23 protein-coding genes are annotated in these 25,690 nt (G+C 50.0%); 9 read left to right on the top strand and 14 right to left on the bottom strand.

What is annotated here, in order from left to right; all coding sequences use genetic code 11:
- Positions 1-76 precede the first annotated feature (76 nt).
- Genes QVE43_RS11200 through QVE43_RS11190 form a run of 3 tightly spaced genes read left to right on the top strand, consistent with a single transcriptional unit; the run spans position 77 to position 4,751 of the window.
- Positions 77-1,324 (top strand): efflux RND transporter periplasmic adaptor subunit, encoded by a 1,248-nt coding sequence (locus QVE43_RS11200; protein WP_288007194.1) that lies wholly within the window; start codon positions 77-79, stop codon positions 1,322-1,324.
- Complete coding sequence (locus tag QVE43_RS11195; protein WP_288007193.1) at positions 1,309-2,574, top strand: ABC transporter permease; 1,266 nt, start codon at positions 1,309-1,311, stop codon at positions 2,572-2,574. Before QVE43_RS11200 ends, QVE43_RS11195 begins: the two co-directional genes overlap by 16 nt.
- Before the next feature lie 50 nt (positions 2,575-2,624).
- A complete protein-coding gene (locus QVE43_RS11190) occupies positions 2,625-4,751 on the top strand; it encodes a tetratricopeptide repeat protein (protein WP_288007191.1) in 2,127 nt (708 codons plus the stop codon).
- Positions 4,752-4,758: 7 nt separating this feature from the next.
- Here QVE43_RS11190 and QVE43_RS11185 read toward each other — a convergent pair whose 3' ends face one another.
- The 11 genes from QVE43_RS11185 to QVE43_RS11135 all read right to left on the bottom strand — a co-directional run bounded on the left by QVE43_RS11185 (position 4,759) and on the right by QVE43_RS11135 (position 14,020).
- A complete protein-coding gene (locus QVE43_RS11185; protein ID WP_288007190.1) occupies positions 4,759-5,466 on the bottom strand; it encodes a M48 family metallopeptidase in 708 nt (235 codons plus the stop codon).
- Positions 5,467-5,595: 129 nt separating this feature from the next.
- A complete protein-coding gene (gene accC / locus QVE43_RS11180; RefSeq protein WP_288007188.1) occupies positions 5,596-6,942 on the bottom strand; it encodes an acetyl-CoA carboxylase biotin carboxylase subunit in 1,347 nt (448 codons plus the stop codon).
- An 18-nt stretch (positions 6,943-6,960) separates the two neighbouring features.
- Positions 6,961-7,452 carry an acetyl-CoA carboxylase biotin carboxyl carrier protein gene (gene accB, locus QVE43_RS11175; RefSeq protein ID WP_288007186.1) on the bottom strand — a complete coding sequence of 164 codons (492 nt, stop codon included), beginning with the start codon at positions 7,450-7,452 and terminating at the stop codon, positions 6,961-6,963.
- A 52-nt stretch (positions 7,453-7,504) separates the two neighbouring features.
- On the bottom strand, positions 7,505-8,506 hold the full coding sequence (locus tag QVE43_RS11170) for a beta-ketoacyl-ACP synthase III (protein ID WP_288007184.1): 1,002 nt from the start codon (positions 8,504-8,506) through the stop codon (positions 7,505-7,507).
- Between the two features lie 54 nt (positions 8,507-8,560).
- On the bottom strand, positions 8,561-9,502 hold the full coding sequence (plsX, locus tag QVE43_RS11165; RefSeq protein WP_288007660.1) for a phosphate acyltransferase PlsX: 942 nt from the start codon (positions 9,500-9,502) through the stop codon (positions 8,561-8,563).
- A gap of 70 nt (positions 9,503-9,572) precedes the next feature.
- Complete coding sequence (gene rpmF, locus QVE43_RS11160; RefSeq protein WP_288007182.1) at positions 9,573-9,764, bottom strand: 50S ribosomal protein L32; 192 nt, start codon at positions 9,762-9,764, stop codon at positions 9,573-9,575.
- Positions 9,765-9,766: 2 nt separating this feature from the next.
- Positions 9,767-10,375, bottom strand: a complete 609-nt coding sequence (locus tag QVE43_RS11155; RefSeq protein WP_288007180.1) for a DUF177 domain-containing protein — start codon at positions 10,373-10,375, stop codon at positions 9,767-9,769.
- Between the two features lie 28 nt (positions 10,376-10,403).
- Positions 10,404-11,453, bottom strand: a complete 1,050-nt coding sequence (pdxA, locus tag QVE43_RS11150; protein ID WP_288007179.1) for a 4-hydroxythreonine-4-phosphate dehydrogenase PdxA — start codon at positions 11,451-11,453, stop codon at positions 10,404-10,406.
- A 3-nt stretch (positions 11,454-11,456) separates the two neighbouring features.
- Positions 11,457-12,833, bottom strand: a complete 1,377-nt coding sequence (murD, locus tag QVE43_RS11145; protein WP_288007177.1) for a UDP-N-acetylmuramoyl-L-alanine--D-glutamate ligase — start codon at positions 12,831-12,833, stop codon at positions 11,457-11,459.
- Between the two features lie 61 nt (positions 12,834-12,894).
- A complete protein-coding gene (locus tag QVE43_RS11140; RefSeq protein WP_288007175.1) occupies positions 12,895-13,605 on the bottom strand; it encodes a YjjG family noncanonical pyrimidine nucleotidase in 711 nt (236 codons plus the stop codon).
- Between the two features lie 4 nt (positions 13,606-13,609).
- Positions 13,610-14,020 (bottom strand): helix-turn-helix transcriptional regulator, encoded by a 411-nt coding sequence (locus QVE43_RS11135; RefSeq protein ID WP_288007173.1) that lies wholly within the window; start codon positions 14,018-14,020, stop codon positions 13,610-13,612.
- Positions 14,021-14,107: 87 nt separating this feature from the next.
- Here QVE43_RS11135 and QVE43_RS11130 point away from each other — a divergent pair, with 87 nt between their 5' ends.
- The 4 genes from QVE43_RS11130 (at position 14,108) to QVE43_RS11115 (ending at position 20,092) form a co-directional block, all read left to right on the top strand.
- Positions 14,108-14,536, top strand: coding sequence for a hypothetical protein (locus tag QVE43_RS11130; RefSeq protein ID WP_288007171.1), 429 nt, complete (start codon positions 14,108-14,110; stop codon positions 14,534-14,536).
- Positions 14,537-14,675: 139 nt separating this feature from the next.
- Positions 14,676-16,595: a tetratricopeptide repeat protein gene (locus QVE43_RS11125; RefSeq protein WP_288007169.1), complete on the top strand. Its 1,920-nt coding sequence runs from the start codon at positions 14,676-14,678 to the stop codon at positions 16,593-16,595.
- A gap of 108 nt (positions 16,596-16,703) precedes the next feature.
- On the top strand, positions 16,704-18,962 hold the full coding sequence (locus QVE43_RS11120) for a DUF2339 domain-containing protein (protein ID WP_288007167.1): 2,259 nt from the start codon (positions 16,704-16,706) through the stop codon (positions 18,960-18,962).
- 2 nt (positions 18,963-18,964) lie between these two features.
- Entirely contained in the window at positions 18,965-20,092 is a 1,128-nt protein-coding gene (locus QVE43_RS11115) for a hypothetical protein (protein WP_288007165.1), read from the top strand.
- On the opposite strand, the gene QVE43_RS11110 is transcribed toward QVE43_RS11115, so the two are convergent.
- The 3 genes from QVE43_RS11110 to QVE43_RS11100 all read right to left on the bottom strand — a co-directional run bounded on the left by QVE43_RS11110 (position 20,089) and on the right by QVE43_RS11100 (position 24,474).
- A complete protein-coding gene (locus tag QVE43_RS11110; RefSeq protein WP_288007153.1) occupies positions 20,089-20,640 on the bottom strand; it encodes a 2'-5' RNA ligase family protein in 552 nt (183 codons plus the stop codon). The two genes, QVE43_RS11115 and QVE43_RS11110, sit on opposite strands and share 4 nt — an antisense overlap.
- 451 nt (positions 20,641-21,091) lie before the next feature.
- Positions 21,092-23,245, bottom strand: a complete 2,154-nt coding sequence (locus tag QVE43_RS11105) for a 3-hydroxyacyl-CoA dehydrogenase NAD-binding domain-containing protein (RefSeq protein WP_288007152.1) — start codon at positions 23,243-23,245, stop codon at positions 21,092-21,094.
- Positions 23,246-23,268: 23 nt separating this feature from the next.
- Positions 23,269-24,474 carry an acetyl-CoA C-acetyltransferase gene (locus QVE43_RS11100; protein ID WP_288007150.1) on the bottom strand — a complete coding sequence of 402 codons (1,206 nt, stop codon included), beginning with the start codon at positions 24,472-24,474 and terminating at the stop codon, positions 23,269-23,271.
- 371 nt (positions 24,475-24,845) lie between these two features.
- Between QVE43_RS11100 and rplM the strand changes: the two genes are divergently transcribed.
- Positions 24,846-25,295, top strand: coding sequence for a 50S ribosomal protein L13 (gene rplM / locus QVE43_RS11095; protein WP_157630062.1), 450 nt, complete (start codon positions 24,846-24,848; stop codon positions 25,293-25,295).
- Positions 25,296-25,297: 2 nt separating this feature from the next.
- Positions 25,298-25,684 carry a 30S ribosomal protein S9 gene (gene rpsI / locus QVE43_RS11090; RefSeq protein WP_038030024.1) on the top strand — a complete coding sequence of 129 codons (387 nt, stop codon included), beginning with the start codon at positions 25,298-25,300 and terminating at the stop codon, positions 25,682-25,684.
- The last annotated feature ends 6 nt before the right edge of the window (positions 25,685-25,690 follow it).

The following is a 25,690-nucleotide window of genomic DNA, read 5'->3' as shown; positions in this document are numbered from 1 at the left end:
AAGCTTAGCATTAAACACAATTCCGGGCACAACCAAGCCACTGCGCTCTTTGTTTTTTCATAAAGCCGTCAAATGCATGTTTACACACCCACTCAGAAAGAAACTGCTTTTTATAGCCTTTCCCCTGCTGACACTTTTTTTGGCATGGTGGCTGATGCCTTCATCCCCCACACAAGAAGGCTGGGCACGCGTGCAAAAAGGCAACCTTAGTGTGCAAGTGCTGGCAGCCGGCGAGCTCACTGCCCGCCAAGCTGTCGAAATCACAGCGCCTGCCATCTTGCGCAGCCTCGAAATTTACCAGGTCAAGATCGTGGACATGGTGCCCGAAGGCAGTCAGGTGAAAGCGGGCGACTACCTGGCCACCTTAGACAAACAAGAACTCAACGAGAAAATACAACAGCTGCGTATCGAAATAGAAAAGCTTGAAAACGAGCGCAGCCAAGCATTGGTCGATACCGCGCTGCTGCTGCGCCAAGCGCGCGAAGAGCTGCAAAACCTTGCTCTCGACCTGGAAATGAAAAAAATACAACTACAAGGCATAGAGTATGAGCCCCCTGCCGAACAAAGCAAAGCCAAACTGGCTTATGAGCGTGCCCTGAGCGCTTATGAGAGCGCCAAACAATCCTACCGGCTCAAACAAAAGCAAGCGCGCAGCAAACTGTTGGGCATTTATACGCTACTCAACGAAGCCAAACGCAAATACGAAGCAGCACAGGAAGCGCTGGAAGCACTCACTCTGTATGCGCCCACCGATGGCACCGTGATTTATCACAAAGACTGGAACGGGAACAAAAAAGAAGCCGGCAGCTTGGTCAGCAGTTGGGACCCCATTGTAGTAAAGCTTTCGGCACAACAAGAGTTGGTGTCCACAGCCCGTGTCAATGAGCTGGACATACATAAAATACAAGTAGGACAAAGCGCCGAAGTACGCATAGAAGCGCTGCCCAACCGCACCTTCCACGGCGAAGTTATCAACATATCGAGTACTGCCGAAAGCGATGGTTCCAAAGTGCGCTACTTTGCCGTAAACATACGTTTAAAAGAAAAAGACCTTGCCTTACGCCCTACCATGAGTACCCTCAACCGCATCGAGTGCAGTCGCCACGAAAATGTGCTGCTGGTTCCTTTGAGTGCCATCCATTATGCCGGCGCGGGCACCCCCTACGTAATAAAACGAACAGGCAGACGCACGGTAAGGCAGCAAGTAGAGCTGGGCGCTGCCGATGACCTCTTTGTTATTGTGAAAAAAGGGCTGAAAGCCGGCGACCAAGTCAGTTTATCGTTACCCAAAGAAGCAGAATCACTGCCATGGCAGGCATTATAAAAAAAATACTCTCGCATCATCGTGTGGCACAATGGAAAAAGGTGTTGTACTGCAGCTGGCAATTGGCACAGCAAAACCGGCGTGCACACCGCTGGCGCCTGTGGCTTTCCATGGTAGGCATCGTGGTAGGCACCGCCGCCCTGTTCAGTCTGCTGATACTCAACCGCGGCATGCATCGAAAACTGCAGGAGCGTCTCCATGCCTATGGGCTCAATACCCTGTATTGGCTGCCTCAAACCAACAGTCTGGCTGCCGACCAACTCAACGCTGCCGGTGAAGCGCTTTACTTAACTGTTGAGAAATTGAAACAATACGAAGATGTATTGACAAGCCCCGCTACCCCTATTTGGCATTTGAGTGCTGAGGTGCGTTGCCGCGACCGTCACCGGGCGCTCCCGCTGGTGGTTTCTTCGGCTGCCCTCCGGCAGCTGCTGCCCATTCGCTTGGAAAGCGGACGTTTCCTGCCCGGCACTGCTTCTGCCCCGGCTGTTTGTGTAGTGGGGCACCGTCTGGCGGCAGCCCTGTTGCCACCCGGGCACTCCCCCGTAGGGCAAACCATTTGCATAGGCACTACTTGCCTCACGGTGGTAGGCGTCATTTATTGCCCGGGCAGCGATAACCGTTTGTTACCGGACCTGAACAGTGCTGTCATCGTTAGCCCCGGTACTTTTTTATACCGCCTGTTGCCATTCATAGAAAAAACGAACCTGCCACACCCCTTCTGGCTGAGCCGCTACCGGCAACATGCAGCAGGCGTGCCCCTTCTGGCAAGTCTGCTGCATCAAACCTATCCGCTGAGCAGCTACGAAGCTTGGAATCCGGAAAGCTTGATAAGCGAAGAAAAGAAAACGCAACGCACCCTGCGCGTTACCCTCTGGAGCATCAGCGTGGTAGCTTTCCTGGTAGGCAGCATCGGCATGGTGAATATGATTTATAGCCATACGCTTGAGCGCAGCGTTGAAATAGGCATACAAAAAGCGGTAGGTGCCACCCCCCTGCTCATACAATGGCAGTTCATCCTGGAGACTTTGCTGCTGGGCTTTTATGGCTGGCTGGCCGGCATGTTGCTGGGCGGCGTGTTCAGTTATTTCATCAGTCAACAAGCAGATATCCCATGGAATATGCGCGTGCCCGACTGCCTTTCGGTAGCCGGCATAGCCCTTACTCTTTGTTTGCTTTCGGCATGGCTGCCTGCCCGGAAAGCGGCACTGCTTCCTCCTGCCCGGGCACTTATTCAGCACGAATCCTAAAAAATGATTACCTTAGTCCCAAAAGCTTGCACACTCTTTTTTGAAGACTTATGGCAAAACAATTACTGCTTGTTTTTTTACTCTTCCTGTCTTGTCCGGTCTTGCCTCTTTGGGCACAAGATGCAGAAAACAAAATAGCCCGCCTGGAGCAAGAATTGGCGCATACAGTGGGCACCCGTGAAGTGGACATCTGTGTAGAGCTTGCCAATGAGTATTTGTTCTATGACCTTGATCGTGCTTTTAAGTATGCTCACTTAGCCCTGCAAAAAGCAGAATCGAAGAACTACCTGCGTGGTGTTCTGGCAGCACGTGTTGCCTTAGGCAACTGCTACCTGTACCGTAGCGAACAGGAAGACCTTCTGAATGCTTTCGAACAATACACGCAGGTCATAGAAACCACCCTGCCACAAACACAAGAAGAAGAGTGTGCCTTGGTACTCGAAAAAGCCAAAGCCCTGAACGGCTTGGGCAGCTTATATCAAATCTGGGGCGATTTTAAAAAAGCCATTGAGCTGCACACCCGCTCCCTCGAAATACGTGAACGCTGCGGCGACCCAATAGGCATTGCCCGCTGCTATAATAGCATAGGGCTGGTATATGACAACATGGGGAATTATGATGAAGCCATCCGCTATTACTCGCGCGCACTCAATATTTATGAAAAACACCGCCGTATGCGTGATGTGGCCGGCGTATTGAACAACCTGGCTGCGGCCACTCACCTCAAACTGCTCAACAGCAACAGCGCCGAAAGCTACGAACAAGTATTTGATTATTACCGCCGCTCTTTGAAAATCAGCGAAGAGCTGAAAGACCGCCGTGGTATGGCACGCATCTACAACAACATGGGCATTCTATATGCCGAACAAGGGAAGTTCGACGAAGCACTTGACCTTTACTTCCGGGCTGCCATGATTGACGAAGAAGAAAATGACCCTGCCGAAGCTGCCGCCACTTTCAACAATATAGCCCGTCTTTTTGAGCAAAAAGAAGAATGGCTGGTTGCCTTGGATTACTATCAAAAAGCCTTGGAAGCTGCCGCCGCCGTAGAGTCCAAGTCTGCCTTGCTTAGCGCAGCCCAAGGGCTTAGCCGTGTATATGCACAATTGGGCGACTTCTATAAGGCTTTTCAGTATGCCCAAATGACCAACCGTCTGCAAAAAGAGCTGTATGACGTAGAAACAAGTCGCCGCATAGCACTCATCAGCAGCCAATACGAGATAGAGAAAAAGCAAAAACAAATAGAGCTGCTCGAACAAAAGCAAGCCTTGCAGGCGCTTGAAAACGAGCGCTCGCGTCAATATCTTTTCTTCGGCAGCATTCTGCTGGTGATGCTCATCGCCTTGGTACTGTTGCTTTTCAACCGCTACCGGTTCAAGTCAAAGCTGAACAAGCAGCTGCAAACCCTTTATCGTGAACTGGCCATACAGCACCGTCGCACCGAAGACAGCATACAGTATGCCAGCCGCATTCAACAGGCCATGATTCCCAAGGCGGAATCCTTGCTGAATCCTTTCCGTGAAGTAGGCATTTTTTACCGTCCCAAATCCATCGTTAGTGGTGACTTCTATTGGTGCAAGCAAGTAGGCAAAAAGAAAGTGATTGTAGTAGCCGACTGCACGGGGCATGGCGTGCCCGGCGCCTTGATGACGGTGCTCGCCATGAATATTCTCGACAAGCTGGTAGATGAGCTGCACGACCGCCTTCATCCGGACGAGCTGTTGCGGCACTTAGACCGCCGCATCCAGCAAGCACTCTCCGACGAAGAAGTGCAAGACGGTCTGGATGGTGCTGTTTTGGTGGTTGAGGGCAATCATCTCGAATATGCAGGGGCCAAGTTCCCACTCTACCTCTTCCATGACAATGAATTATTTGTGTTCAAAGCATCCCGTATTTCATTGGGCAATAAGTCCTACAAAAAAGAGAAGATATTTCAAAGGCACAACCTGCAGCTGGAACCCGGCGATAAACTTTATTTGCACTCCGATGGCTTTCCCGACCAATTCGATACCAACAACAAATACAAGTACATGAGCAAGCGGTTCAAAGAGCTGCTGCTACGTCATGCCGCACTTCCTATGGAAGAGCAAGCGCGGGCGTGGGAAAAAGAGTTTGACCGTTGGCGCGGCAATACTGACCAGATAGATGACGTGGTGGTGGTCGGTCTCATGTACTAAAACCTTTTCACAAAGTAAACTTATACCCCTCCTCTTTGAGCCGGTTGTGGTAAAGGCGGTAAGCAGGCATCTGTTTTGCCACCTCTTGCCAAAAGGCAGCACTGTGGTTGTGGTGTCTGAGATGTGCCAGTTCGTGCACTATCACATAGTCTATCATCTCCGGCGGTGCCATCATCAGGCGCCACGAAAAATTTAAATTGCCTTTGGTAGAACAAGACCCCCAGCGTTTGCGGGCACGGCTTACTTTCACTGCTGCATAACGCCCGCTTAAGCCTGCACGTTCAGCCCAAAAAGCGACTCTTTTAGGGAAAAAAGCCGCCGCCTGTTCCCTGTACCATGCTTCAAACAAGGCTTTGGCTTGTGGCTGCGCCTTGAAATACAAAACAAAGGCACTACCCGAAAAAGACAAAGCAGGCGACGGGCGCGTATCGAATTGTAAAGGATAAGCTTGCCCCAGATAATAAAACAGCTCCCCTTCAACAAAGCGGTGGCGGGGATAAAGCGCTTTGCGCTGCTGTGCTGCCTGCATATGTTTTTCTATCCAGGCCGCATGCTTGGCAATCACTCTGCGGATGTCGGCCTCGCCGGCACGATAAGGCACGCGCACCCATAGCTCGCCTTCTTCGGTAATTTGCAAAGCAATAGTCTTCCGCCGGCTGCGTATGATGCGCGCGATAGGGAATGGCGAAAAGTTGCTTTTTTTCATCTCATGCATATGCCTTGATATTTACCTATTGCAGACGCAAAGTTTCAAGTTTCTAATGGTTCCTGTCATAAAAAAAAAACGGGCAGCCGTTCGCAAACAGCCGCCCGGGGATATGCAAGAAGTTATAAATCCTTCGCCTTACGACAAGTCGGACATATCGAAGTTATCCAAAAAGCGGGTTGTGAAGTTACCGGCTTTGAACTGCTCGTTGTCCAGTATTTTGATAAGCAAGGGAATCGTCGTTTTCACCCCTTCAATCATAAACTCTTGAAGTGCCCGCTTGGTACGCACAATCAGCTCTTCACGGCTCTGCGCACGCACAATCAGCTTGGCTATCATAGAGTCATAAAAAGGCGGTATGGTATAGCCGGCGTAAATATGCGTATCTACACGTACGCCCATGCCCCCCGGAATATGCAGGTTGGTAATGCGCCCGGGCGACGGCATGAAGCCCTTGGCCGGGTCTTCGGCATTGATGCGGCACTCCATCGTATAGAGCTGTGGCTCGTAGTTGCGTCCCGAGATAGGCTCGCCGGCAGCCACTTTGATTTGCTCTTTGATGAGGTCGAAGAAAGTAGCTTCTTCGGTCACGGGATGCTCCACCTGAATACGGGTGTTCATCTCCATGAAATAGAAGTTGCCGTCTTTGTCCACTATGAACTCAATGGTGCCGGCACCTTCATAATTGATGGCCTGCGCCCCTTTGATGGCTGCTTCCCCCATTTTTTTACGCAATTCGGGGGTCATAAAAGGCGAAGGCGTTTCTTCTATAAGCTTTTGATGGCGGCGCTGAATGGAACAGTCGCGCTCTGACAGGTGGCATACTTTGCCGTACTGGTCGCCAAATACTTGTATTTCGATATGGCGGGGCTCTTCAATGAATTTCTCCATATATAGCCCGTCATTGCCGAAAGCCGCTGCTGCCTCTTGGCGCGCCGACTCCCACGCTTTTTCTAATTCTTCCTCGCTACGCACGATACGCATGCCCTTACCACCGCCCCCGGCCGTTGCTTTCATCATGACCGGGTAGCCTATTTCGGCTGCCGTTTTTTTGGCATGCTCCAAAGACTCCAGCAAGCCATCGGAACCGGGCACTACGGGCACGCCTGCCGCGCGCATAGTGGCTTTGGCGGTTGCCTTATCGCCCATCTTTTGAATCATCTCGGGCGTAGGACCAATGAATTTGATGTTGTGGTCAATACAAGCCTGTGCAAACTTGGCATTCTCCGACAAGAAACCATATCCGGGATGGATGGCGTCGGCATTGGTGATTTCGGCTGCGGCAATAATATTGGGGATGTTCAGGTAAGACTCCTTCCCTGCAGGCGGACCAATGCAAACGGCTTCATCGGCGAAGCGTACATGCAGGCTTTCCTTGTCGGCAGTAGAATACACGGCCACCGTTTTGATGCCCATTTCCCGGCAGGTGCGTATGATACGCAGGGCTATTTCGCCACGGTTGGCAATCAATATCTTTTTAAACATAAAAAAATCCGTTTTTGATTAAGAGAGAGGTTCTACAAGGAACAGCGGTTGGTCGTACTCCACAGGCGAAGCATTCTCTACCAACACCTCCACGATACGTCCTTCTACCTCGGACTCTATTTCATTGAAAAGCTTCATGGCTTCGATGATGCACACTACCTGCCCTTTCTTTACGATATCGCCCACTTTTACAAAAGGTTCAGCATCCGGATTGGGGGCACGGTAAAAGGTGCCAATCATGGGTGACTTGATTTCCAAAAGCTTCTTGTTGCTCTTTGGTTCGGCAGTCGGTGCTTCGGTAGCAGGCGCCTGGGTTTGAGGTGCAGGGTTGGGAACCGCTACTTGCGGCTGCGGTGCCGGCGGCAGAGGCACGGGCACAGATGACTGCACCACCGGCGCTTCTGAATGGCGTTTTACACTTATTTTAAACTCTTCGGTTTCAATATTTACTTCTGCCAAGCCCGACTGTGCAATAAAGTCGATGAGGTCTCTCAGTTCTTTCGCTTTCATGAGTCGTTTCGTTTGTTCGAGGTGGTAAAAATACAATTTTGTATTTAAAAAATTAAACTTGGGGGTCATAAGCCCATTTCACGAGGCTGGCGCCCCAAGTGAATCCTCCGCCAAATGCCGCCAATACCAACAGGTCGCCTTTTTTCAGCTGCGCTTCATAATCTCTCAAACACAAAGGAATGGTAGCATTGGTGGTGTTTCCATATTTATCAATGGTGAGCATCACCTTGTTTTCATCGAGCCCCATGCGCTGGGCAGTAGCGTCTATAATGCGTTTGTTGGCTTGGTGTGGTACCAACCACGCTATGTCTTTGCCGGTTAGTTGGTTGCGTTGCAGAATTTCATAAGAAGCTTCTGCCATGCCTACCACTGCATGTTTGAATACGTTGGCGCCTTCTTGGTAAATAAAGTGTTCGCGTGCTTCCACGGTCTCATGCGAAGCAGGGCGACGGCTTCCGCCGGCTTTCATGTGCAGATGCACCCATCCGGCGCCGTTGGTATAGTGTACATGGTCAAGCAGCCCATAGCCTTCGGTGTTGGACTCCAACAAAACAGCGCCTGCCCCATCACCAAAAAGCACGCAGGTATTGCGGTCTGTATAATCTACAATTGATGACATTTTGTCGGCGCCTACCAAAATCACCTTTTTGTAGCGTCCGCTTTGTATGTACTGAGCGGCTGTGGTCAAGCCATACAAAAAGCCGGAGCAAGCAGCCATCAAGTCAAAGCTGAAAGCATTGACAAGCCCTGCCTCGTGCTGAATAATGTTGGCAGTGGCCGGGAACATCATATCAGGAGTAGCTGTGGCACAAATCAAAAGGTCTATTTCTTCGGGGTGGGTGTTGGTTTTTTCGAGCAGCTGTTTTACTGCTTTTGCGCCCAAATAAGAAGAGCCCAGCCCTTCGCCTTTCAAGATGCGGCGTTCTTTGATGCCGGTGCGGGTGGTGATCCACTCATCGTTGGTGTCCACCATTTGTTCCAGTTCCTTATTGGTCAATATGTAATCGGGGGTATAAGCTGCTACGCCCGTGATGGCTGCGGTAATTGGTGCCATGGGTTTTTATTTTTGGTGAAAACATAAGAAGGGGGTAAGGCCCCCCGTCACAACTTAAATACTTTGCAACAATGCGCTTTTAATTTTTGAATTTAATTCGGCTTGTGCAAACTTTTCAGCGAGTAATATCATGTTGCAGATAGCCAATGGCGACGATATACCGTGTCCAATCACCACATTTCCGTTAATTCCCAAGATAGGGCTCCCGCCGATGGCTTCGTAGTTCATGCGGTCAAAAAATGTATCGTGCAGGTCGCGCTTATTCATGATTTCATAAATCGACTCTGCCATTTTCAGCACAATATTGCCAATAAAGCCGTCGCATACTATCACATCGGCTTTATCCAAAAAGATATCGCGCCCTTCAATATTTCCTACGAAGTTCAGGTGCTCTGCACCTTTTAATATCTTGTGTGCCGCCTGCACGGCAATATTTCCTTTTTGTTCTTCTTCACCTATACTCAACAAAGCCACGCGTGGCTCTTCGTGCTCCAGCACGTATTTGCAATAGAGATTGCCCAGCTGCGCAAATTGAGCCAACACTTCGGGCTTGCAATCGGCATTGGCGCCCACATCCAGAATAACACCGGTATTGCCGTTGACCATGGGCACATGACTGATGAGCGCCGGGCGCATGACGCCTTCAATGGCTTTGATACTAAACAAAGCGCCCACATACATGGCGCCGGTATTACCTGCACCGCAGAACACATCCACTTTGCCTTCTTTAAGCAGATGATAGCCTACGGCAATGCTCGAACGCATTTTTTGCTGCATGGCTTTGGTCGGATGCTCTGCCATGCCAATTACTTCGTCGGCATGCACAATTTGAATGTTGGCAGGCACTTCTTCGGGCAAGTGCGCCCGGATGGCGTCTTCTTGTCCGATCAATACGATTGCGATTTCATTTGCACGCTGCTGTGCTGCCATCAAGGCTCCCTTCACAGGAGATTCGGGGGCGAAATCGCCCCCCATAGCATCAATTGCGACTTTAATAGGCTGATTCATTAGCTATAAAGTTTAGGGAAAAAGAAATAAGTGACGGAGCTCACCGCCGGTAAATACCTTAGATGCGCTCGTAGTCCTCAATATACACTTTTCCCTTGTAATACAGCTTGCCATCTACCACATAAGCACGGTGACGCAAGTGGGGTTCACCGGTAGTAGGGCAAATAGAAAGCGCAGGCATAGATGCCTTGTAATGCGTTCTGCGCTTATCTCTGCGGGTCTTCGAGGTTTTACGCTTCGGATGTGCCATAGTTAATTTTCGTTTTGGTTATTTTTTAGCTTTTTTAAAATTGCCCAACGTGGGTCAATATCTTCGTCTTCACTTGACTTCTGCTCTTGCTTTTCGCCGGGGTGGGTAGTATAGAAAAGACGGCTGTTGTTGTGCAACACGTCATCTTCGCTCTCCTGCTCTTCTTCCTGCCGGTAGCGCGGGTGCAGCTTCTTTAGCGGCACGGCAAAACATATTTCTTCATAAATGTAGTGTGCCACGTTTACCGCAGTGGTTGACGAAGGCAGGATGGTCAACTCATCCGAAGCCGGGGCTTCGGTGTCGCTGAATTGTATGATATGATAGCGTTCCAGCTCAAACGGATGTTTGAATTCATCCAGGCTGCGGTCGCAAACAAGCTGCATGTCGCCCTTAATCCGGAATTGCAGATGCAGCATGTTGCGGTCTTTACGCAATTGCAATTGTGCAGCAAAATGCGCCTTCTCTACCAGGCTGTTTTCAAAGCAGGCAAAGAAGCGGTCATCATCCTCAAAATCGTAGGTATAAACCTGCTCTTTGAGGTGAAAGACCGGTATCTCATATTTCTTCAAGTAGTCACCCATTTCGCTCATGCACAAAATTGCGAGTGGCAAATTTACGTATTTTTTTAGCAACCGCAAACTAATCAGAGATTTCAATCAGGTGTTCGAAGCGCCTGATTTTGGCTATATCGCAAGCCCAAAAAAGTGCATGTAGCAGGGAAGTGGGGTCAGCTATCCCTTTGCCTGCAATCTCATAGGCGGTGCCGTGGTCGGGCGAGGTGCGCACAATGGGCAGGCCGGCAGTAAAATTCACGCCCTCAAAGCCGGCAATGCTTTTAAACGGAATAAGCCCTTGGTCATGATACATAGCCAACACAGCATCGAACTTTTTATAATGGTGCTGTGCAAAAAAACCATCTGCCGGATAGGGACCAAACACCAGGTGACCGTCGCGTTTAAACTCTTTCACCACCGGGCGGATGATTCGTATTTCTTCATCGCCAATCACGCCTTCGTCGCCGGCATGCGGATTTAGCCCCAGCACGGCAATGCGTGGTTTCAGTACGCCGAAGTCGGTACGCAGGCTCTCTATCATCAACTGCAACTTAGTGCGCAGCTTTTCTTCGTTCAACACCTGCGCCACTTCTTTGACAGGCACATGCCCCGTTGCCATGGCCACTTTTATTTGCTCATGTATCATAAACATGAGGCTTTCGCTTTTGCCTGTATTATCGGTGAAATACTCTGTATGCCCGGGGTATTGAAAATGCTCGTTTTGAATGTTTTTCTTATTGATAGGACAAGTAACGACGGCGTCGAGTCGTCCCCGCAAAAGGTCTTTGGTAGCTTGTTCCAGACATAAGAAAGCGGCTTCGCCGGCTGCCGGTGTGACTTTCCCGGGCTCTACTTCTTCTTTCAGGGAAAAGCAGTTAATGAGATTTACTTTTTTATGCGTGATTTCGTCGATGCTTTTGGCTTGGTGGATAAAGTATTCGGGCAGGTTCAACAAGCGACGATAGCGCGAAAGCACCTTCATGGAAGCATAAATGACCGGTGTGCATAGTTGCAAAATGCGGTTATCTTCCAATGCTTTTAATATGATTTCCGGACCTATGCCATTGTAATCCCCCATGGTGATGCCTATCACCGGCTTCCAATTGGTGTTTATCTTTTTACCAAGATTGCTCATAATTTATGCTTTTGATTGAAGAGGTTTCAGTAAAGCCTGCACTTGATGGCGAAACTGTTCCCCTCTGTCTTCGTAGTTTTTAAACAAATCAAAGCTGGCACAAGCCGGCGACAACAACACTACATCGCCCGGCTGTGCCATGCGAACAGCCAATGCAACTGCTTCTTCCATGCTGCGTGCTTCACTACAAGCCACCATGCCTTTGTAGTGCGCCTGCAATTTACGGTTATCGGTGCCCAAGCATATCAGGTGTTTTACACGGCTGCGCACCAGGTCGTCCAAAACGCTATAGTCATTGCCTTTGTCCACTCCACCGGCAATCCAGATAATATGAGGCGAAGCGGGGAATGCCTCCAAAGCAAAATATACGGACTCTACATTCGTGGCTTTCGAGTCATTGATAAATCGGACGCCTGCCACTTCGGCTATCAGCTCCATGCGATGGGGCACACCCGTGAAGGAAGCCAATCCTTCTTTAAGCCTTTCCGGTGGCACACCCACCAAGGCAGCGGCACTCAAAGCAGCCAAAGCGTTGGTCAGGTTGTGTTTGCCGGCAAGTTTCAAATATTTCCACTCTATGAGTGCAGGCGGTTGCCCGGGAAGCTCCAAATGTAAGCCGGCAGTAGTAGCCCATGCCCCAAAAGGCAAGCCCTCCTTTTTGGTATAAGCCACCGGAATGCGTACCGCCTCGATACGGTGCTTTGCCATGGCAAAGCGCAAATCCTTGCTTTCGTAGTTAAAAATAAGATAGTCGTCTGCTGTTTGTTTATTAAAAATACGCATTTTGGCTTCGGCGTATGCCTCATAAGAGCCGCCATAGCGGTCGAGGTGGTCGGGCGACAAGCCCGTTAATATGGCCACATGCGGATGCAGGTCGTAGCAGTGCTCCAGCTGGAAGCTGCTCAACTCCAGCACCCAATAATCGTGGTCGCCTTCTTCGAGCAGACCGCGCGCAAAGCTATGCCCCACGTTGCCCGCCAAGCCGGCATCCAAACCGGCACTTTTGAGCAGATGATGCAAGAGCAAAGTCGTAGTGGTTTTGCCATTGCTGCCGGTAATCGCCAACAAGCGGCCGCGTGTAAATCGCGCTGCAAATTCTATTTCCGAAATGAGCGGAATAGCACGCGCCAAGATACCTTGCACAACGGGCAGTTCATTAGGAATACCCGGACTTTTAATTACTTCATCGGCTGCATAAATCTTGTCCAAGTTATGTCCCCCTTCTTCATAAGGGATGCCGGCCTGCTCAAGGCTGGCCTTATGAGCGGCTTTGAGCTGCCCTACTTCTGACAAAAAGACTTCATAGCCCTTTTGTTTTGCCAAAAGGGCGGCGCCCACCCCACTTTCGCCACCACCTAATACTATGATTTTCTTTGCCATAGAGTTACCACTATAAAGCGCAAAATTATACGATTATCAAAGACTTAACAAGTGCGCGGCTTTAAGGGAGTGTCCGTTCTCTTAAAAACAGCTTCAATTCGCTAAAGCAGGTAATCTGCATGCTTTCTTCGGGAACGGGCAAACCCCGGGGATTATACCATATGCCGTGCATGCCTACTTGGCGTGCGCCCCACACGTCGGCTTCCCAGTTGTCGCCAACCATAAGGCAATGATGCGCAGGGCAGCCGGCTGCTTGTAAGAAATAGCGAAAAGCCCGGGCTTGTGGCTTGGCAGCACCTGCCACACAGGAAGTAACCACGGTGTGGAAAAAGCATTCGATGCCTGCCGCCTGCAGCTTGGTATATTGCACATCGGCAAAGCCGTTGGTGAGAATATGCAACAAATAGCCTTGTGCCCGTAGCTCATCCAATGCTTCCCGCACATAAGGCAAGGTGTAAGGCTTGTGAGGACAGCGTCGCACGTATTCTTCGCCAAAAGACGCTGCCCGGTGCAGCGGAATACCCAAACGCTCAAATATGTGCACGAAACGCACACGGCGCAAAGCCGCCTGTTCTATCTGCCCTTGGTTATATGCCTGCCATAGAAGGTGGTTTACCTGTTTGAATACAGAGAAAAAAGATTCAAAGTCCGGGCAGTAGCGGCCGAGTGCATATGCCTCGAAAAGCTCCCGCAGGGTTTCTTCCGAAGCGCGCTCATAGTCCCATAGCGTGTGATCTAAATCGAAAACGATATGGCGGATGTCAAGCTGCATAGATTCAGTGAACCAGTTTCATTTCTTCCAAAAAGAGTTGCTCGCGCTTGCGCGGCTCCACTTTCCATAAAGAGAGTTCACGGTTTGAAAACAAGGTCTTATACACTTTTTGGTCTTCCTGAAGCGTGGGGTCTTTTACCAGCTTCAGCAGTTGCTCCACTACGCCTTTCACTTCTTCTTTCATGGCATAAAACACCCATTGGTCAATACGGTTGGGGCGTACAATGCCTGCATTGCGCAGATAAGCCAGATGACGCGAGGTCTTGGTTTGCGAGTAATCAAGGATCAGTTCCAAGTCCGAGGGGGTCATCTTGCCGTTGCGCCACAACAAATGCATGATGCGTAAACGGGCTTCGTCAGAAAAAGCCTGAAATAGCTGAGCTGCCAAAGGCAATGAAAAATGTTTGATGCGCATAACTTGTATTCAGTTGATGAGTCTAACAACTTTTTACGTATCTTGAGAAAACCGTTTGGTTTTCAAGAAGCTTTAAAGAAATAAGCTATGCTGAATTTACAAAAAATTATTTTACCTGTTCTTTTTATGGTTTTATGCTCACTGCCGGGCACAGCACAAAAACTGATGCTTTACCGTGGTGCACAAGTCATCACTCCCTCGCAGTCGCTACTGGCACAAGAGGTATTTGAGGAAGATGAATTGCATTTGGTGGTAACACCGGACGAAGACTTCCAAAAAGCGCATCCCGATATTCAGCGCATTCGCCCTTTTAAAACGCTCATCACCCATCAACGAAAAGATGGCAAAATGCAAACCATGGTTCTGACCGGTAAGGACCGTTTCACCTTGGCGCCTTTTCGCCCAATAGAAGGGGAAATTTTTCTGATAGAGGTTGTCGAATGGATGGTTACCCGCACCGACGGCACACTGCAAAAACAGCCGGTGCAAGCTCAAGTGCTGAAATTGGTTTATTGAGTAGTCTGCTGGCTACTTTTTCAAAAAAAGCAGCACACAATCAGACATTTTATAAAATTATATTTTGCATTTCAGTGTTTTTTCAATAAAATATAACGCCAAAACAATCATTCTTAGGCAACCCCCAACCACTGACTTTATGCTAAGCCGGAAGATTCTTGACTTGGAGCGTGCATTACAAGAAGCCCAGGAAGAAAAACAACAAATAGACCTGCTGAATGAACTAAGCTGGTCGCTGCGAGACATAGATTTACGGCGTGCCATTCAGCTGGCACAACAAGCCAACCGCCTGTCGGTGCGCCTTTCGGACGGCAGCATTTACGACTTTGGGCTGGCCTGGAGTTCCATGCACCTGGGGTTTTACCATTTCTTGTTGGCGCAATATGAGGATGCCGTCAGCCGGCTGTCGCAAGCCAAGCGCTTGTTTCAAAGCATCGATTATCAAGAGGGGCTGGCACTGACCCTTGCCCGCCTGGCTCTTACTTATTGGCATACGGGCGAGTATGAAAAAGCATTGGCACATGTTTTTGAGGCATTGCATTTGTGCCGCAACATCCAATCTTTAAGTAGTGGCTGGACCCACTATGTGCTTGCCGGCTTTTACATGGAGCTTAAAGAACCGCGCCTGTCAGCTACTTATTACGAAAAGGCATTGGCTATTTTCGAGCAAAAGCAAGAAATCAATGGTGCTGCCCGCTGCTACAATGGTTTGGGACGGCTCTATTTGAAAGAAGGCGATTTGATGACCGCTTGGCGCATGCAAAATCAAGCCATTCAACTTCAAAAAAAAGCAGGTGACCAAAGCGGATATGCACGCTCACTTCATGATATTGCCGATATCCTCATAAAGCAAAAACAATATGACAAGGCACTGCAGCAGGCAGAACAAGCCCTGAACATACGACAGAAGCTGGGCGCCAAAGGCTCTATCATCAACAGTGCATTGCAAATAGCCCGTATATACTATCACAAAAAACAATACGCACGGGCATTAAAAGAGGCGCAATACGCACTTGAACTGGCTGCCGGCATTCGTGCCAAACCCAAGCTTTACCGCATTCATGAGTTGCTTGCCAAGCTTTACAAAGCTACCGGCGACCATGCCCAAGCCCTCCGGCATTTAGAGCAATATGTACAATTAAAAGACGAAGTCATTGGCGAAGACGCCAATAACCGCCTCAAACGGCTGCAAATCAGTTTTGCTCTGGAGCGTGCCGAAAGCGAAACGGAAATGTACCGCCTCAGCAACCTCAAGCTGCGCGAAGCGTATGAAGAAATTCAGCAAAAGAACAAACAAATTACCGAAAGCATACAATATGCCCGCCACCTGCAAGAAACCCTCCTGGCCGATAAAGAACTATTCAAAAGCGCTTTCCCTCAATCCTTTTTACTTTACCTGCCCAAAGATATCGTAAGCGGCGATTTGTACTGGATGAACTTGGTGCCCCGCTTTACCTCACAAACAAGCAGCGAAATATTGTTGGCTGTAGGCGACTGCACGGGGCATGGGGTGCCCGGCGCACTTATGACCGTGCTCTGTATTTCTATGCTCAACCAAATTGTGCAGGAAAGTAAAATATGTGCACCTGCTCAAATCCTCAACGTTCTGGATTTTCACTTGCAGCATACCATCAACCGGCGGGGAAAAACTCTCCAAAACCAAAGTGTGGACCTGGCTGTGTGCCGGCTCAATATGAAAGAAAAAAAACTGCTGTTTGCAGGTGCCCGCATGGACCTGTATTTGGTGCGCAACCAACGTATAAAAACCATCCGGGGCAGCCGTTTCCCCGTAGGTTTTCCAAATAGCAAGAATTTTAACGAAACGCATGTAGAGCTGCAACAGGGCGATATGCTTTACCTCTTTACGGATGGTTTTCCCGACCAATTCGGCATCGGCGAAAACCGTAAATTCATGCTCAAGCGCTTCCGCGAGCTGCTCAAGCAAATAGCCCCCCTTTCGCCCGGTGAACAACAAGAGCTTTTGCAAAGCACTTTCCAGCAATGGAAAGGAAGCCTCGAACAAACCGACGATGTGCTGGTACTGGGCATCCGCATATGACTTTTCGCTGAAAGGCATTGAAAATTAAAGCTCTGCTGCTGTGAGTTGCATTTGCAAAAGCAAAGGTTTTTGCGCAACTTCATAGGGTTATCATTCTCTTTGTTTTCTATGAAACCGGAACAGCTCCAAGCCTTAGAGCACAAGATACAAGACTACCGCCGGCAGCTCAAAGAGCTGCTGCAGGCAGAAAACCCTACGCCACAAGAAGAGCAGCGCATCAAAGCCATCACTCAAGAGTTGGCGCGTTTGCAAGAAAGCTATGAGCGCCTGCGCGCCTTGAGTGATTCATCAAAAAAAACGCACGATGCATCCCAAGCAGCGCCCCAGCCCCCTTCTGCCAAAGGGGAAGGCAGTTGGGATCAGCTGGTGGTGCGAAAGGTGTTTGCCTTTGCCGGCATCATACTGTTTGTGCTGGGCTTGCTGCTGTTGCTTGCCTATGCTATCGACCACGGCTGGCTTACGCCGCCGGTCCGTATTGCACTGGGCTATTTGGGGGCAGCCGCCATGTTGGGCACCGGCATTAAACAGCGCCCCCTGGGCACACGCTGGGCTTCGGTATGGGTGGCCGGTGCTGCCGTGCTCAGCTTTGTCACTTCACTTTATACCGTCAATCATTACGAACTCAACCATTGGGGCGGCATTGCTTTGCTTGTGGGCAACATGTTGATTTTCCTCGTATATGCCTACTATTACCGCGAAGAGCTCATCGGTATTTTGGGCTTTGTGGGGGGCTATCTGGTGCTTGTGCCGCTACGTGGATTGGATGCCGACAGCTTCCTTATCTTTACCTACATAGGGATACTCAATACCGGTATTTCGCTGCTGGCTTTGCGTTTCTTTTGGTGGCGCACCGTCCTGCTGTCTTTTCTGACCGCCGGGCTTTTTTTATTCATCTGGGTGATACTGGAAGCCGCCTTTGGCGCCAATGCTGCCACCACCAACCACCAAATGAGCATCATCACTTTGTGGTATGGCTTTTTATACCATGCGGTACTTTTGTTTTTGCTTTACCGGCATGCACGCGAAAAGTTGTCTGTCTTTTTGTGGTTTCTGCTTGCCAACATAGGGCTTACGTTCATTCTGATGCTCAATATATACGACGGCATTTGGGCAATTCCTGCTGCCTTTGCCTTGTTTGCGGGGCTGCACGAGCCGCTTAGGCGCCTGCTGCCACCGCCGCGTGATCTATCTTTCTCCATAACAGTTGTTTTTCGCCTGCTGGCTGCTTTATTCGCCATAGGCACTTTGCAAACCTTCATGCTGCCCAAATTTGAGTCCGGGGAAATCATAAGAATAGAAAATGATTTCGTACGTTTATTTCCCTGGTCCTCGATTTATTTGTTTGGTGTCGCAGCACTGTATTTCGCGCCACACCGGCACACTACTACCTATTGGAAAGTGATTTACTACATTACCGGTGGTGTGTTTTTCCTGCTGCCGGGGATGTGGAACATCATTCAATTCGAAGAGAGTGCGGTGCTCTGGTGGCAACTGCTCAGCCGCTGGCTGGTGCTTGTATGCATGGCGTGGCTCTATCGCCGCCTGCTGCAAACGGGCAGCCGAGAGCACAACATACTGACTGTGTTTTTCCTCTTCCTTTTTTGGTTCACAACCATAGAGTTCATCAATTACGCCTTTTTCGTTCACGAGTATGATTTGTTTACACTGCCGGCTGTTTTCTGTTTCAGTGTGGTGTATTATTTGGCTGCTACATACTGGGCAAAAAAGCAGAGCGGCCTGTCTTTGCCTGCTGCAGTGCGCTACGGTGTGGTGCCTGCACTGGCTGCTTTCTCTTTCATTGCCTGTCTTGCGAGTTTCGAGAGCATCATGTGGCATGTGTTTCTCAAAGGATATTCCCCCTATAGTTGGCTTTGGCGCTATGCCGTGTATGCCTGCCTGCTGGGCTTGCTTTACCATCAACGCCGGCAGCTGCAGCAAGGCAACAGCCCCAAGGTGTATGTGCGCGGCAACTTCTACGCCCGTCAAATCAGCTGGTTGCTTATATGTAGCATGGAAGCCATTGGCTTTTACATGATAGTCACCGCACCTCATGACAAAACAAGCTATCAGTTGCATCTCGACCTAAGCTTGCGCTTCGTTTTGAGTTTGTCCTGGTTGCTGCTTGCCGGCTTTTGGATTTACAGGGGCATCCGGCGGCAACACCTTGACCGCCGTCGCTTGGGCGTATTACTGGCTCTGCTTTCCATTCTGAAAATACTGATTATCGATGTGCAGGCTGAATCCCCGCTCAGCCGCATCATCTTATTCATCGTAGCAGGTGCCGTATTACTGGTGGCTTCTTATCTTTACCAACGATATAAGGATTTTCTAACGGACGAAAACAAACAAGCACCAAACGGGCAATAATCATGGACATGGACAAAAAATGGGACAACTATATTCAGGCGCTGACCCGCCTGCAACAAGAACGCGAGCGCCCCACAGAAGAAGACATGCGCGAAATTGCCCGCCGGCTGGGCTTCACCGACGATGACTTGCAGTATCTTGAACAACGCTACCAAGAGCTGCTCGAACAGGGCAAACAAGCCCTGCTCCATCAGCAGTTTGAAGAAGGCTATGACACTTTGCAGCAAGCCCATGCCCTGCGCCCCTTCGAAGCCGAGCCGGTGGTGCTCCTCACCGAGCTGTGTGCCGGAGCCTATTTGAGCACCCGGCAAGACCTATGGAAGCAGCGCGGCGAAGAGTATGCCCAAGAAGCCCTGCAGATAGCCCCTCACAACACACGCGTGATGGCTGCACTGGATGCACTACGCGCCCTTCCCTCCCGGAAGCAAGGCAAGTGGCGCAAGCTTCTTCTTTTCGGGGGAATAGCGGCGGGTCTGCTGATTATATTCACCTTTATGGCGCGGCATTGGGCAAGCGAATCCACACCCGGTGCGGTAGTTACTACTACCACCTTGCAAAGCAGGCAAAACAATACACCATCTGCCATTGAAAATACCGGCTGGCTGATAGATAACGTGCAAGAAAAAAATAGTTTCCGCCTGCGCATCATGCCTTCGGTGTGGATAGTAGAAAGCCCGCAAGGCATCTTGGAAGGTAAACATAAGAGCGACACCAAAGACAAATTCTATGACGAGGACGGCAAGCTGCAATATGAAGTGCGCCTCTACCCCGACGAGCCCAACAAATGGAAGCTGCGCGATGCCGGTAGCCGCCCGCTGTGGAAGATAAAAGAATACGGCAGCCGCCTGAAAATATACCGCGGTGAGGAAGAGGAAGCCTCGTTTGAAATCAAACAGCAACAACCAAATGCTGCCGTTCTGTTGGAAAAAGACAAGCCTGCCGCTTACATCAACTATTTGGGCGGGGTGCTTGAAGTGAAGACCGCCCAAGGTGTCCTGTTATACCGCTGCAAGAAAGAAAACATAAGCCCCGGCGAGTTGCTTGGTTTCGGTTTATTGGCGCTCCCCGGCACAGAGGAATCAGCCAAACAGGCACTCCTTGCCGAATATCTGCACCGTCTACAGCCTTAATTCTTTCCGCCAAAGGGAAAGAATACATGCTCTTTCCAACGCTTGTGCTCGTGCTTGAGCAGGTAAAAACCTTTTACCTCAAAGCCGGCAGAAAAAGGTTTGTCTTTATAGTAAGCCCACATCTCTTCGAACTGTGCGGGCGACACATCGCGGTGTGCCAACGTCATATGCGGATGAAAGGGGCGCTCCATGCGACGATCATGAATGCCGTGTGCCTCTTTCAGATAGGCGCAAAGCGAAGCCTGCAGGTGTTGTAAAGCCCTCGAAGGCGCTACATGCAAAAACAACACACGCGGACGGAAGCAATCAAAGCCGTCAATATGCAGGTGGAAGCGCCCAAAAGGGGCTGCAAAACGGCGTATCGATGCTACCAATTGCGTTTCTTCGCTTTCCTTCATGCGAAAAGGCATATACAAGGTAATATGCGCAGGTGAGCGCAAAGCCCACGAGCAGCCAAACAAATCCCGTATTTCCTCTTTCATGGCGCGCACCTCCGAATACAGAGGCTCCGGTGGTACCACCGCAAAAAAATATAAACGCTCTTGCATCTGTCTGCTCAGCTAAAGGTTGATTTGCATGGTAAAAGTAGGAAAAATAAAAAAGTGTAAAAGCAAACAGGCGTTAGAGTAAAACCACTGTCCAAAGGCATAGCGTTGCCCCCCTCTTTTTTATAATCCTGCCTCTTTACGTTCCAAGTGCCCTTTATTGTCATTTCATCATTCCGGGTGCTCCTCCCTTCTTGTCATTTTGAGTGCCCCCATTGTCATTTCGAGCGTAGCGAGAAATCTCTTTTCCTCTTGTAGCTTGATGAGCTTGAGATTTCTCACTCGCTTCGCTCGTTCGAGATGACACGCAGCTCAAAAACAAGGGTGTTTGTTTCAAGACAGCAAGCTATTGAATAAAGAAACGACCTTCCGCACAGGCAAAGCCCCTTACTGTCTATACGGAAGGTCGCCTGCTTACAAAAGCAGGCATACACACCTTATCATTTCCAACGGCTCACATAGCCTGCATAGTCGTTATTGGCAGCTGCCTCGCGCAAGCGCTTCGGTGGGGGCGAAAGCGCTCCCCGTAGGCGTTAGCCAAGCGCTCCAGCTCGGCTACAAAGCGTTGAATGCCTACGTAGTCAATAAACGAGAGGGCGCCTCCTGTATAAGGCGGAAATCCCCATGCCAGGATAGAACCTACATCTGCATCGCGGCGCGTGCGTACCACCCCTTCTTCAAAGCAGCGGGCTGCCTCCACTGCCTGACGGTACAACAGACGCTTTTTCAGCTCCTCTATGGGTGGTTGCTCTGCCTTGGGCGGGAACAGCTCTTTCAAGCCTGCCCACAAGCGTTTAGGCTCATTTTCCGGATATTCATAGAACCCTTTCTTGTCGCGCCGGCCGGTGCGCCCCAGCTCTTCCACAAATTTGATAATTACTTTTCCTTCAGGTAAAGAAGAAAATGAAAGGCCTGTGTCTTTTTCTGTTTGCTTGCCTACCTTGTAAATCAAATCCAAATTCACGGCATCGGCCACCTCCAATGGACCCACCGGCATGCCTGCCTGTTCGCCGGCATGTTCGATGAGCGCCGGCACTATTCCTTCCGAAAGCATGGTGATGCCTTCCGATGTATAGGTGCCAAAACAACGGGAAGTGTAGAAGCCCCGCGAGTCGTTCACCACAATGGGCGTTTTACGTATTTTCTGCACATAGGCGATGGCCGTTGCCAGGGCGTAGTCGTTGGTTTGCTTGCCTTTGATGATTTCCACCAGCATCATTTTATCTACCGGCGAGAAGAAGTGTAAGCCAATGAACTGCTCCGGACGGCGGCTTGCTTCTGCCAGCGAAGTAATGGGCAAGGTGGAAGTATTGGAAGCAAAAACAGCCCGTTCGTCAAGGAATGCTTCTGCCTCTTGCGTCACTTTATATTTCAGTTCGCGGTCTTCAAATACTGCTTCTATAACCAAATCGCAGCCTGCCAGATCAGCAGCATCGGCAGTAGGACGAATCAACGCCAGCACTTTTTCCGCCTGTTCTTGTGTCATCTTGCCGCGTGCCACCCGCTTTTTGAGCAGCTCACGCGAATAATCTTTCCCTTTCTCTGCCTTCTCTACCGAAACATCTTTGAGTACCACCTCAATGCCTGCCATGGCACTCACATAGGCAATGCCCGAGCCCATCATGCCGGCGCCCAAAATGCCCACTTTTTTCACCTCGCGTGGTTCTACTCCTTGGGGCGCGGCAGCGCCTTTGTTGGCTTCGTTCATGGCAAAAAACAAGGTGCGAATCATGTTTTTTGCCTCTTTGGTTTGGGCTATTTTGGCAAAATACTTCGCCTCTATGTCCAAGCCCAAGTCAATGGGCACTTGCAAGCCCTCATACATGCAGCGCAGGACGGCATGCGCAGCCGGGTAGTTGAAGTGCACTTTTTGTACCAGCAGGGCAGTGCCTGCCATAAAGGTTTGCACGCCTTTGGGGCTCTGCACATTGCCGCCGGGTATTTTATAGTTTTTCTTGCCTACGACCCTTCCTTTTTTGTCTATTTCGTCGTAGGGCTGCAACACCGAGGGGTTTGCCAGCGCCCAGTCGATGGCTTTGCGCAACAACTCTTCTCTTGTGTCTGCCAGCTCATCTACCAGCCCCGCTTTTAGCGCTTCTTCCGGATTCATGCGCTTGGCTTGCAAAATAAGCTGCATGGCAGGCTCAATGCCTATGAGCCGGGGCAAACGCTGCGTGCCTCCTCCGCCCGGAAACAAGCCTATTTGTGTCTCGGGCAAGCCTATCTGTATTTTTTCATGGTTGAGTGCTATGCGGCGGTGGCATGCCAAGGCCAACTCATAGCCCCCTCCCAGGGCAGTGCCATTGATGGCAGCTACCACAGGCTTGCGCCCTGTTTCCATGCGGCGAAAGATATCGTGCAAACGGCGAATCATCTGATAAGTCGTTTCTATATCCGCCGACTGCTGCAACATATTCAAATCTGCCCCGGCAACAAACTCTTTTCTTGAAGAAGTAATAACAATGCCCTTGGCTGCTTCATCGGCCAGGGCGCGCTCAATGGCTTCGCCCAGTGCTTTTATGGAATGCTCGTTGAGCACATTCATCGGGTAGCCCTCCATATTGATATCAAGCACGGCCACCCCTTCTTTTATTGTATATTGAATCATAATTACTTACTCTTTTTATAAGGTTATACCATTTCAACCAAAGTGGCAATGCCCATGCCGCCGCCAATGCAAAGCGTTACCAAGCCGGTGCCCAGTTGGCGTCGTTCGAGCTCATCGACCAAAGTATTCAGCAAGATGGCCCCGGTAGCCCCCAACGGATGCCCCATGGCAATGGCACCTCCATTCACGTTGACCTTGTCGTGCGGTATGTTGAAAGTATCCATGTAAAGCATGGGAACTACTGCAAAGGCTTCGTTCACTTCAAACAAATCGATATCGGAAATTTGCATGCCGGTACGCTTGAGCAGCTTCTCGGTAGCCGGTATAGGTCCCGTCAGCATGATGGTGGGCTCTGAACCGCAGGTGGTGAATGCCTTGATACGGGCACGTGGCTTCAATCCCAGCTTTTCGCCCATGGCTTTGTTGCCCAACAGCACCACTGCCGCCCCATCGACAATACCCGACGAGTTGCCGGCATGGTGCACATGCTCAATACGCTCAATTTCGGGATACTTCTCTATAGCCAAGGCATCCAAGCCTGCCATTTGGCCCATCATGGCAAAAGAAGGGGGCAAAGTACTCATGATTTCCAAAGAGGTGTCGGGGCGCACGGTTTCGTCTTTGTCAAGTACCACATGCCCCAAAATATCTTTCACGGGCACAACCGAACGCTTGAAATAGCCTTCTGCCCATGCTTTGGCTGCCCGCTTGTGCGATTCCACGGCAAAAGCATCCAGCTGCCGGCGGTCATAACCGTACTTGGTGGCGATCAGGTCTGCCGAAATACCTTGCGGCACAATCTGCAGCTCCCCTACTATCTCGGGGCTTGTAAACAGGGCGCCGCCGTCTGAGCCCATGGGCACCCGCGACATGGACTCCACCCCACCGGCTATCATCAGTTGTGCCTGCCCGGCAGCTATATAAGCCGCCGCCATATTGATGGCTTCCAAGCCCGAAGAGCAAAAGCGGTTGATTTGCACTCCCGTAACCGTTTCGGCATAGCCGGCTGCCAACACGGCGGTGCGGGCAATGTCTGCGCCCTGCTCGCCGATGGGCGTTACACAACCGGCAATGAAGTCGTCGATTTCAGCTGTGTTGAACTGCAAGCGCTCGCGCAGCTCGCGCAACAAGGTGGTGAGTAAATGCACGGGCTGTGTGGCATGCAAAGCACCGTCGGGTTTTCCTTTGCCCCGCGGCGTACGCAGGGCTTCATAAATATATACATCCATAAACAGTAGTATTTTTAAAACATTTTTTTGCACTTAAAGGCAATTTAAAAAATATTCGGCACACAGAATAAAGGTTTTACCATTTTTATTTTGGGAATTAGAATTCACATTCTAATTTATACTCCCCGGCACATGCCGAAACGGCTTCTTTCCGGTTCCGGCGGCACTTTCACGGTATGTCAATCAAGCAATGCAAAAAACTTAACGCATTCATAGTAACAATCTTAAAAGTTTTCGTAAATTTGCCCCCATGTTTGACCGGCATGCAAAAAAAGCCTTGAAAATTTGCATGTTAGTGTCAAATGTGTCTATATTTGTGTCCTTTTTTGGAAGGGTATAGCCTATAAATAAACTATAAAACGAGAAGAACCGTGAAGTACATGAGTTACAAAACCGTTTCGGCAAATAAAAATACGGTTAAGAAAGAGTGGCTCGTGGTGGACGCTACCGACGCCGTGGTAGGCCGCCTGGCAAGCCAAATTGTGCATCTCCTGCGTGGAAAGCACAAGCCTCTCTACACCCCTCACGTGGACTGTGGCGACCATGTGATTGTGATTAACTGCGACAAGGTGAAGTTCACCGGCAAAAAATGGGATGAAAAACTTTACATCCGCCACACAGGCTATCCGGGTGGTCAACGTGCTTTGACTGCCAAGCAAGTGAAAGCCAAATCTTCTACCCGCCTTATCGAGCATGCCGTGAAAGGCATGTTGCCCAAAAACCGCTTGGGTCGTCAGTTGTTCAAGAACTTGCATTTGTACGAAGGAGCAGAGCATCCGCATCAAGCACAACAACCTAAGGAATATAAACTGAAATACTAATCATGGAAGTTATCAATACTATAGGACGTAGAAAGACTGCTGTAGCGCGTATCTATATGAAGCCGGGCAGTGGTGTTATCACCATCAATGGGCGCCCCTTCGAGGAGTACTTCCCCACGGAAGTATTGCGCACAGTGGCAATGCAGGCACTGACCTTGGTCAACGAAGCCGGCAAATTTGACATCAAAGCGAACTTGGACGGAGGCGGAATCGCAGGTCAGGCTGAGGCTTTCCGTTTGGCTACTGCTCGTGCACTGGTAGAATACAACCCTGAGTATCGCGCAGCATTGAAAGAAGAAGGCTATTTGCGCCGCGACCCCCGTATGGTGGAACGCAAGAAGTATGGTCGTGCAAAAGCAAGAAAACGCTTCCAGTGGACCAAACGTTAATCCTGC

It is taken from the genome of Thermonema sp. (assembly GCF_026003375.1).
GTDB classification, from domain to species: domain Bacteria; phylum Bacteroidota; class Bacteroidia; order Cytophagales; family Thermonemataceae; genus Thermonema; species Thermonema rossianum.
This window is presented reverse-complemented; position numbering and strand designations above follow the sequence as displayed.

Excerpts from the sequence above, each read along its gene's own strand:
- QVE43_RS11185 (WP_288007190.1), bottom strand. The coding sequence starts at position 5,466 with ATGCATGAGATGAAAAAAAGCAACTTTTCGCCATTCCCTATCGCGCGC.
- QVE43_RS11110 (WP_288007153.1), bottom strand. The coding sequence starts at position 20,640 with ATGCAAGAGCGTTTATATTTTTTTGCGGTGGTACCACCGGAGCCTCTG.
- accB (WP_288007186.1), bottom strand. The coding sequence starts at position 7,452 with ATGAAAGCGAAAGAACTGAGAGACCTCATCGACTTTATTGCACAGTCG.
- murD (WP_288007177.1), bottom strand. The coding sequence starts at position 12,833 with ATGGCAAAGAAAATCATAGTATTAGGTGGTGGCGAAAGTGGGGTGGGC.
- QVE43_RS11130 (WP_288007171.1), top strand. The coding sequence starts at position 14,108 with ATGCTGAATTTACAAAAAATTATTTTACCTGTTCTTTTTATGGTTTTA.
- QVE43_RS11170 (WP_288007184.1), bottom strand. The coding sequence starts at position 8,506 with ATGGCACCAATTACCGCAGCCATCACGGGCGTAGCAGCTTATACCCCC.
- QVE43_RS11115 (WP_288007165.1), top strand. The coding sequence starts at position 18,965 with ATGGACATGGACAAAAAATGGGACAACTATATTCAGGCGCTGACCCGC.
- QVE43_RS11195 (WP_288007193.1), top strand. The coding sequence starts at position 1,309 with ATGGCAGGCATTATAAAAAAAATACTCTCGCATCATCGTGTGGCACAA.
- rpmF (WP_288007182.1), bottom strand. The coding sequence starts at position 9,764 with ATGGCACATCCGAAGCGTAAAACCTCGAAGACCCGCAGAGATAAGCGC.
- QVE43_RS11190 (WP_288007191.1), top strand. The coding sequence starts at position 2,625 with ATGGCAAAACAATTACTGCTTGTTTTTTTACTCTTCCTGTCTTGTCCG.
- QVE43_RS11100 (WP_288007150.1), bottom strand. The coding sequence starts at position 24,474 with ATGGATGTATATATTTATGAAGCCCTGCGTACGCCGCGGGGCAAAGGA.
- QVE43_RS11120 (WP_288007167.1), top strand. The coding sequence starts at position 16,704 with ATGAAACCGGAACAGCTCCAAGCCTTAGAGCACAAGATACAAGACTAC.
- rpsI (WP_038030024.1), top strand. The coding sequence starts at position 25,298 with ATGGAAGTTATCAATACTATAGGACGTAGAAAGACTGCTGTAGCGCGT.
- accC (WP_288007188.1), bottom strand. The coding sequence starts at position 6,942 with ATGTTTAAAAAGATATTGATTGCCAACCGTGGCGAAATAGCCCTGCGT.
- QVE43_RS11140 (WP_288007175.1), bottom strand. The coding sequence starts at position 13,605 with ATGCAGCTTGACATCCGCCATATCGTTTTCGATTTAGATCACACGCTA.
- QVE43_RS11200 (WP_288007194.1), top strand. The coding sequence starts at position 77 with ATGTTTACACACCCACTCAGAAAGAAACTGCTTTTTATAGCCTTTCCC.
- QVE43_RS11135 (WP_288007173.1), bottom strand. The coding sequence starts at position 14,020 with ATGCGCATCAAACATTTTTCATTGCCTTTGGCAGCTCAGCTATTTCAG.
- QVE43_RS11125 (WP_288007169.1), top strand. The coding sequence starts at position 14,676 with ATGCTAAGCCGGAAGATTCTTGACTTGGAGCGTGCATTACAAGAAGCC.
- QVE43_RS11105 (WP_288007152.1), bottom strand. The coding sequence starts at position 23,245 with ATGATTCAATATACAATAAAAGAAGGGGTGGCCGTGCTTGATATCAAT.
- pdxA (WP_288007179.1), bottom strand. The coding sequence starts at position 11,453 with ATGAGCAATCTTGGTAAAAAGATAAACACCAATTGGAAGCCGGTGATA.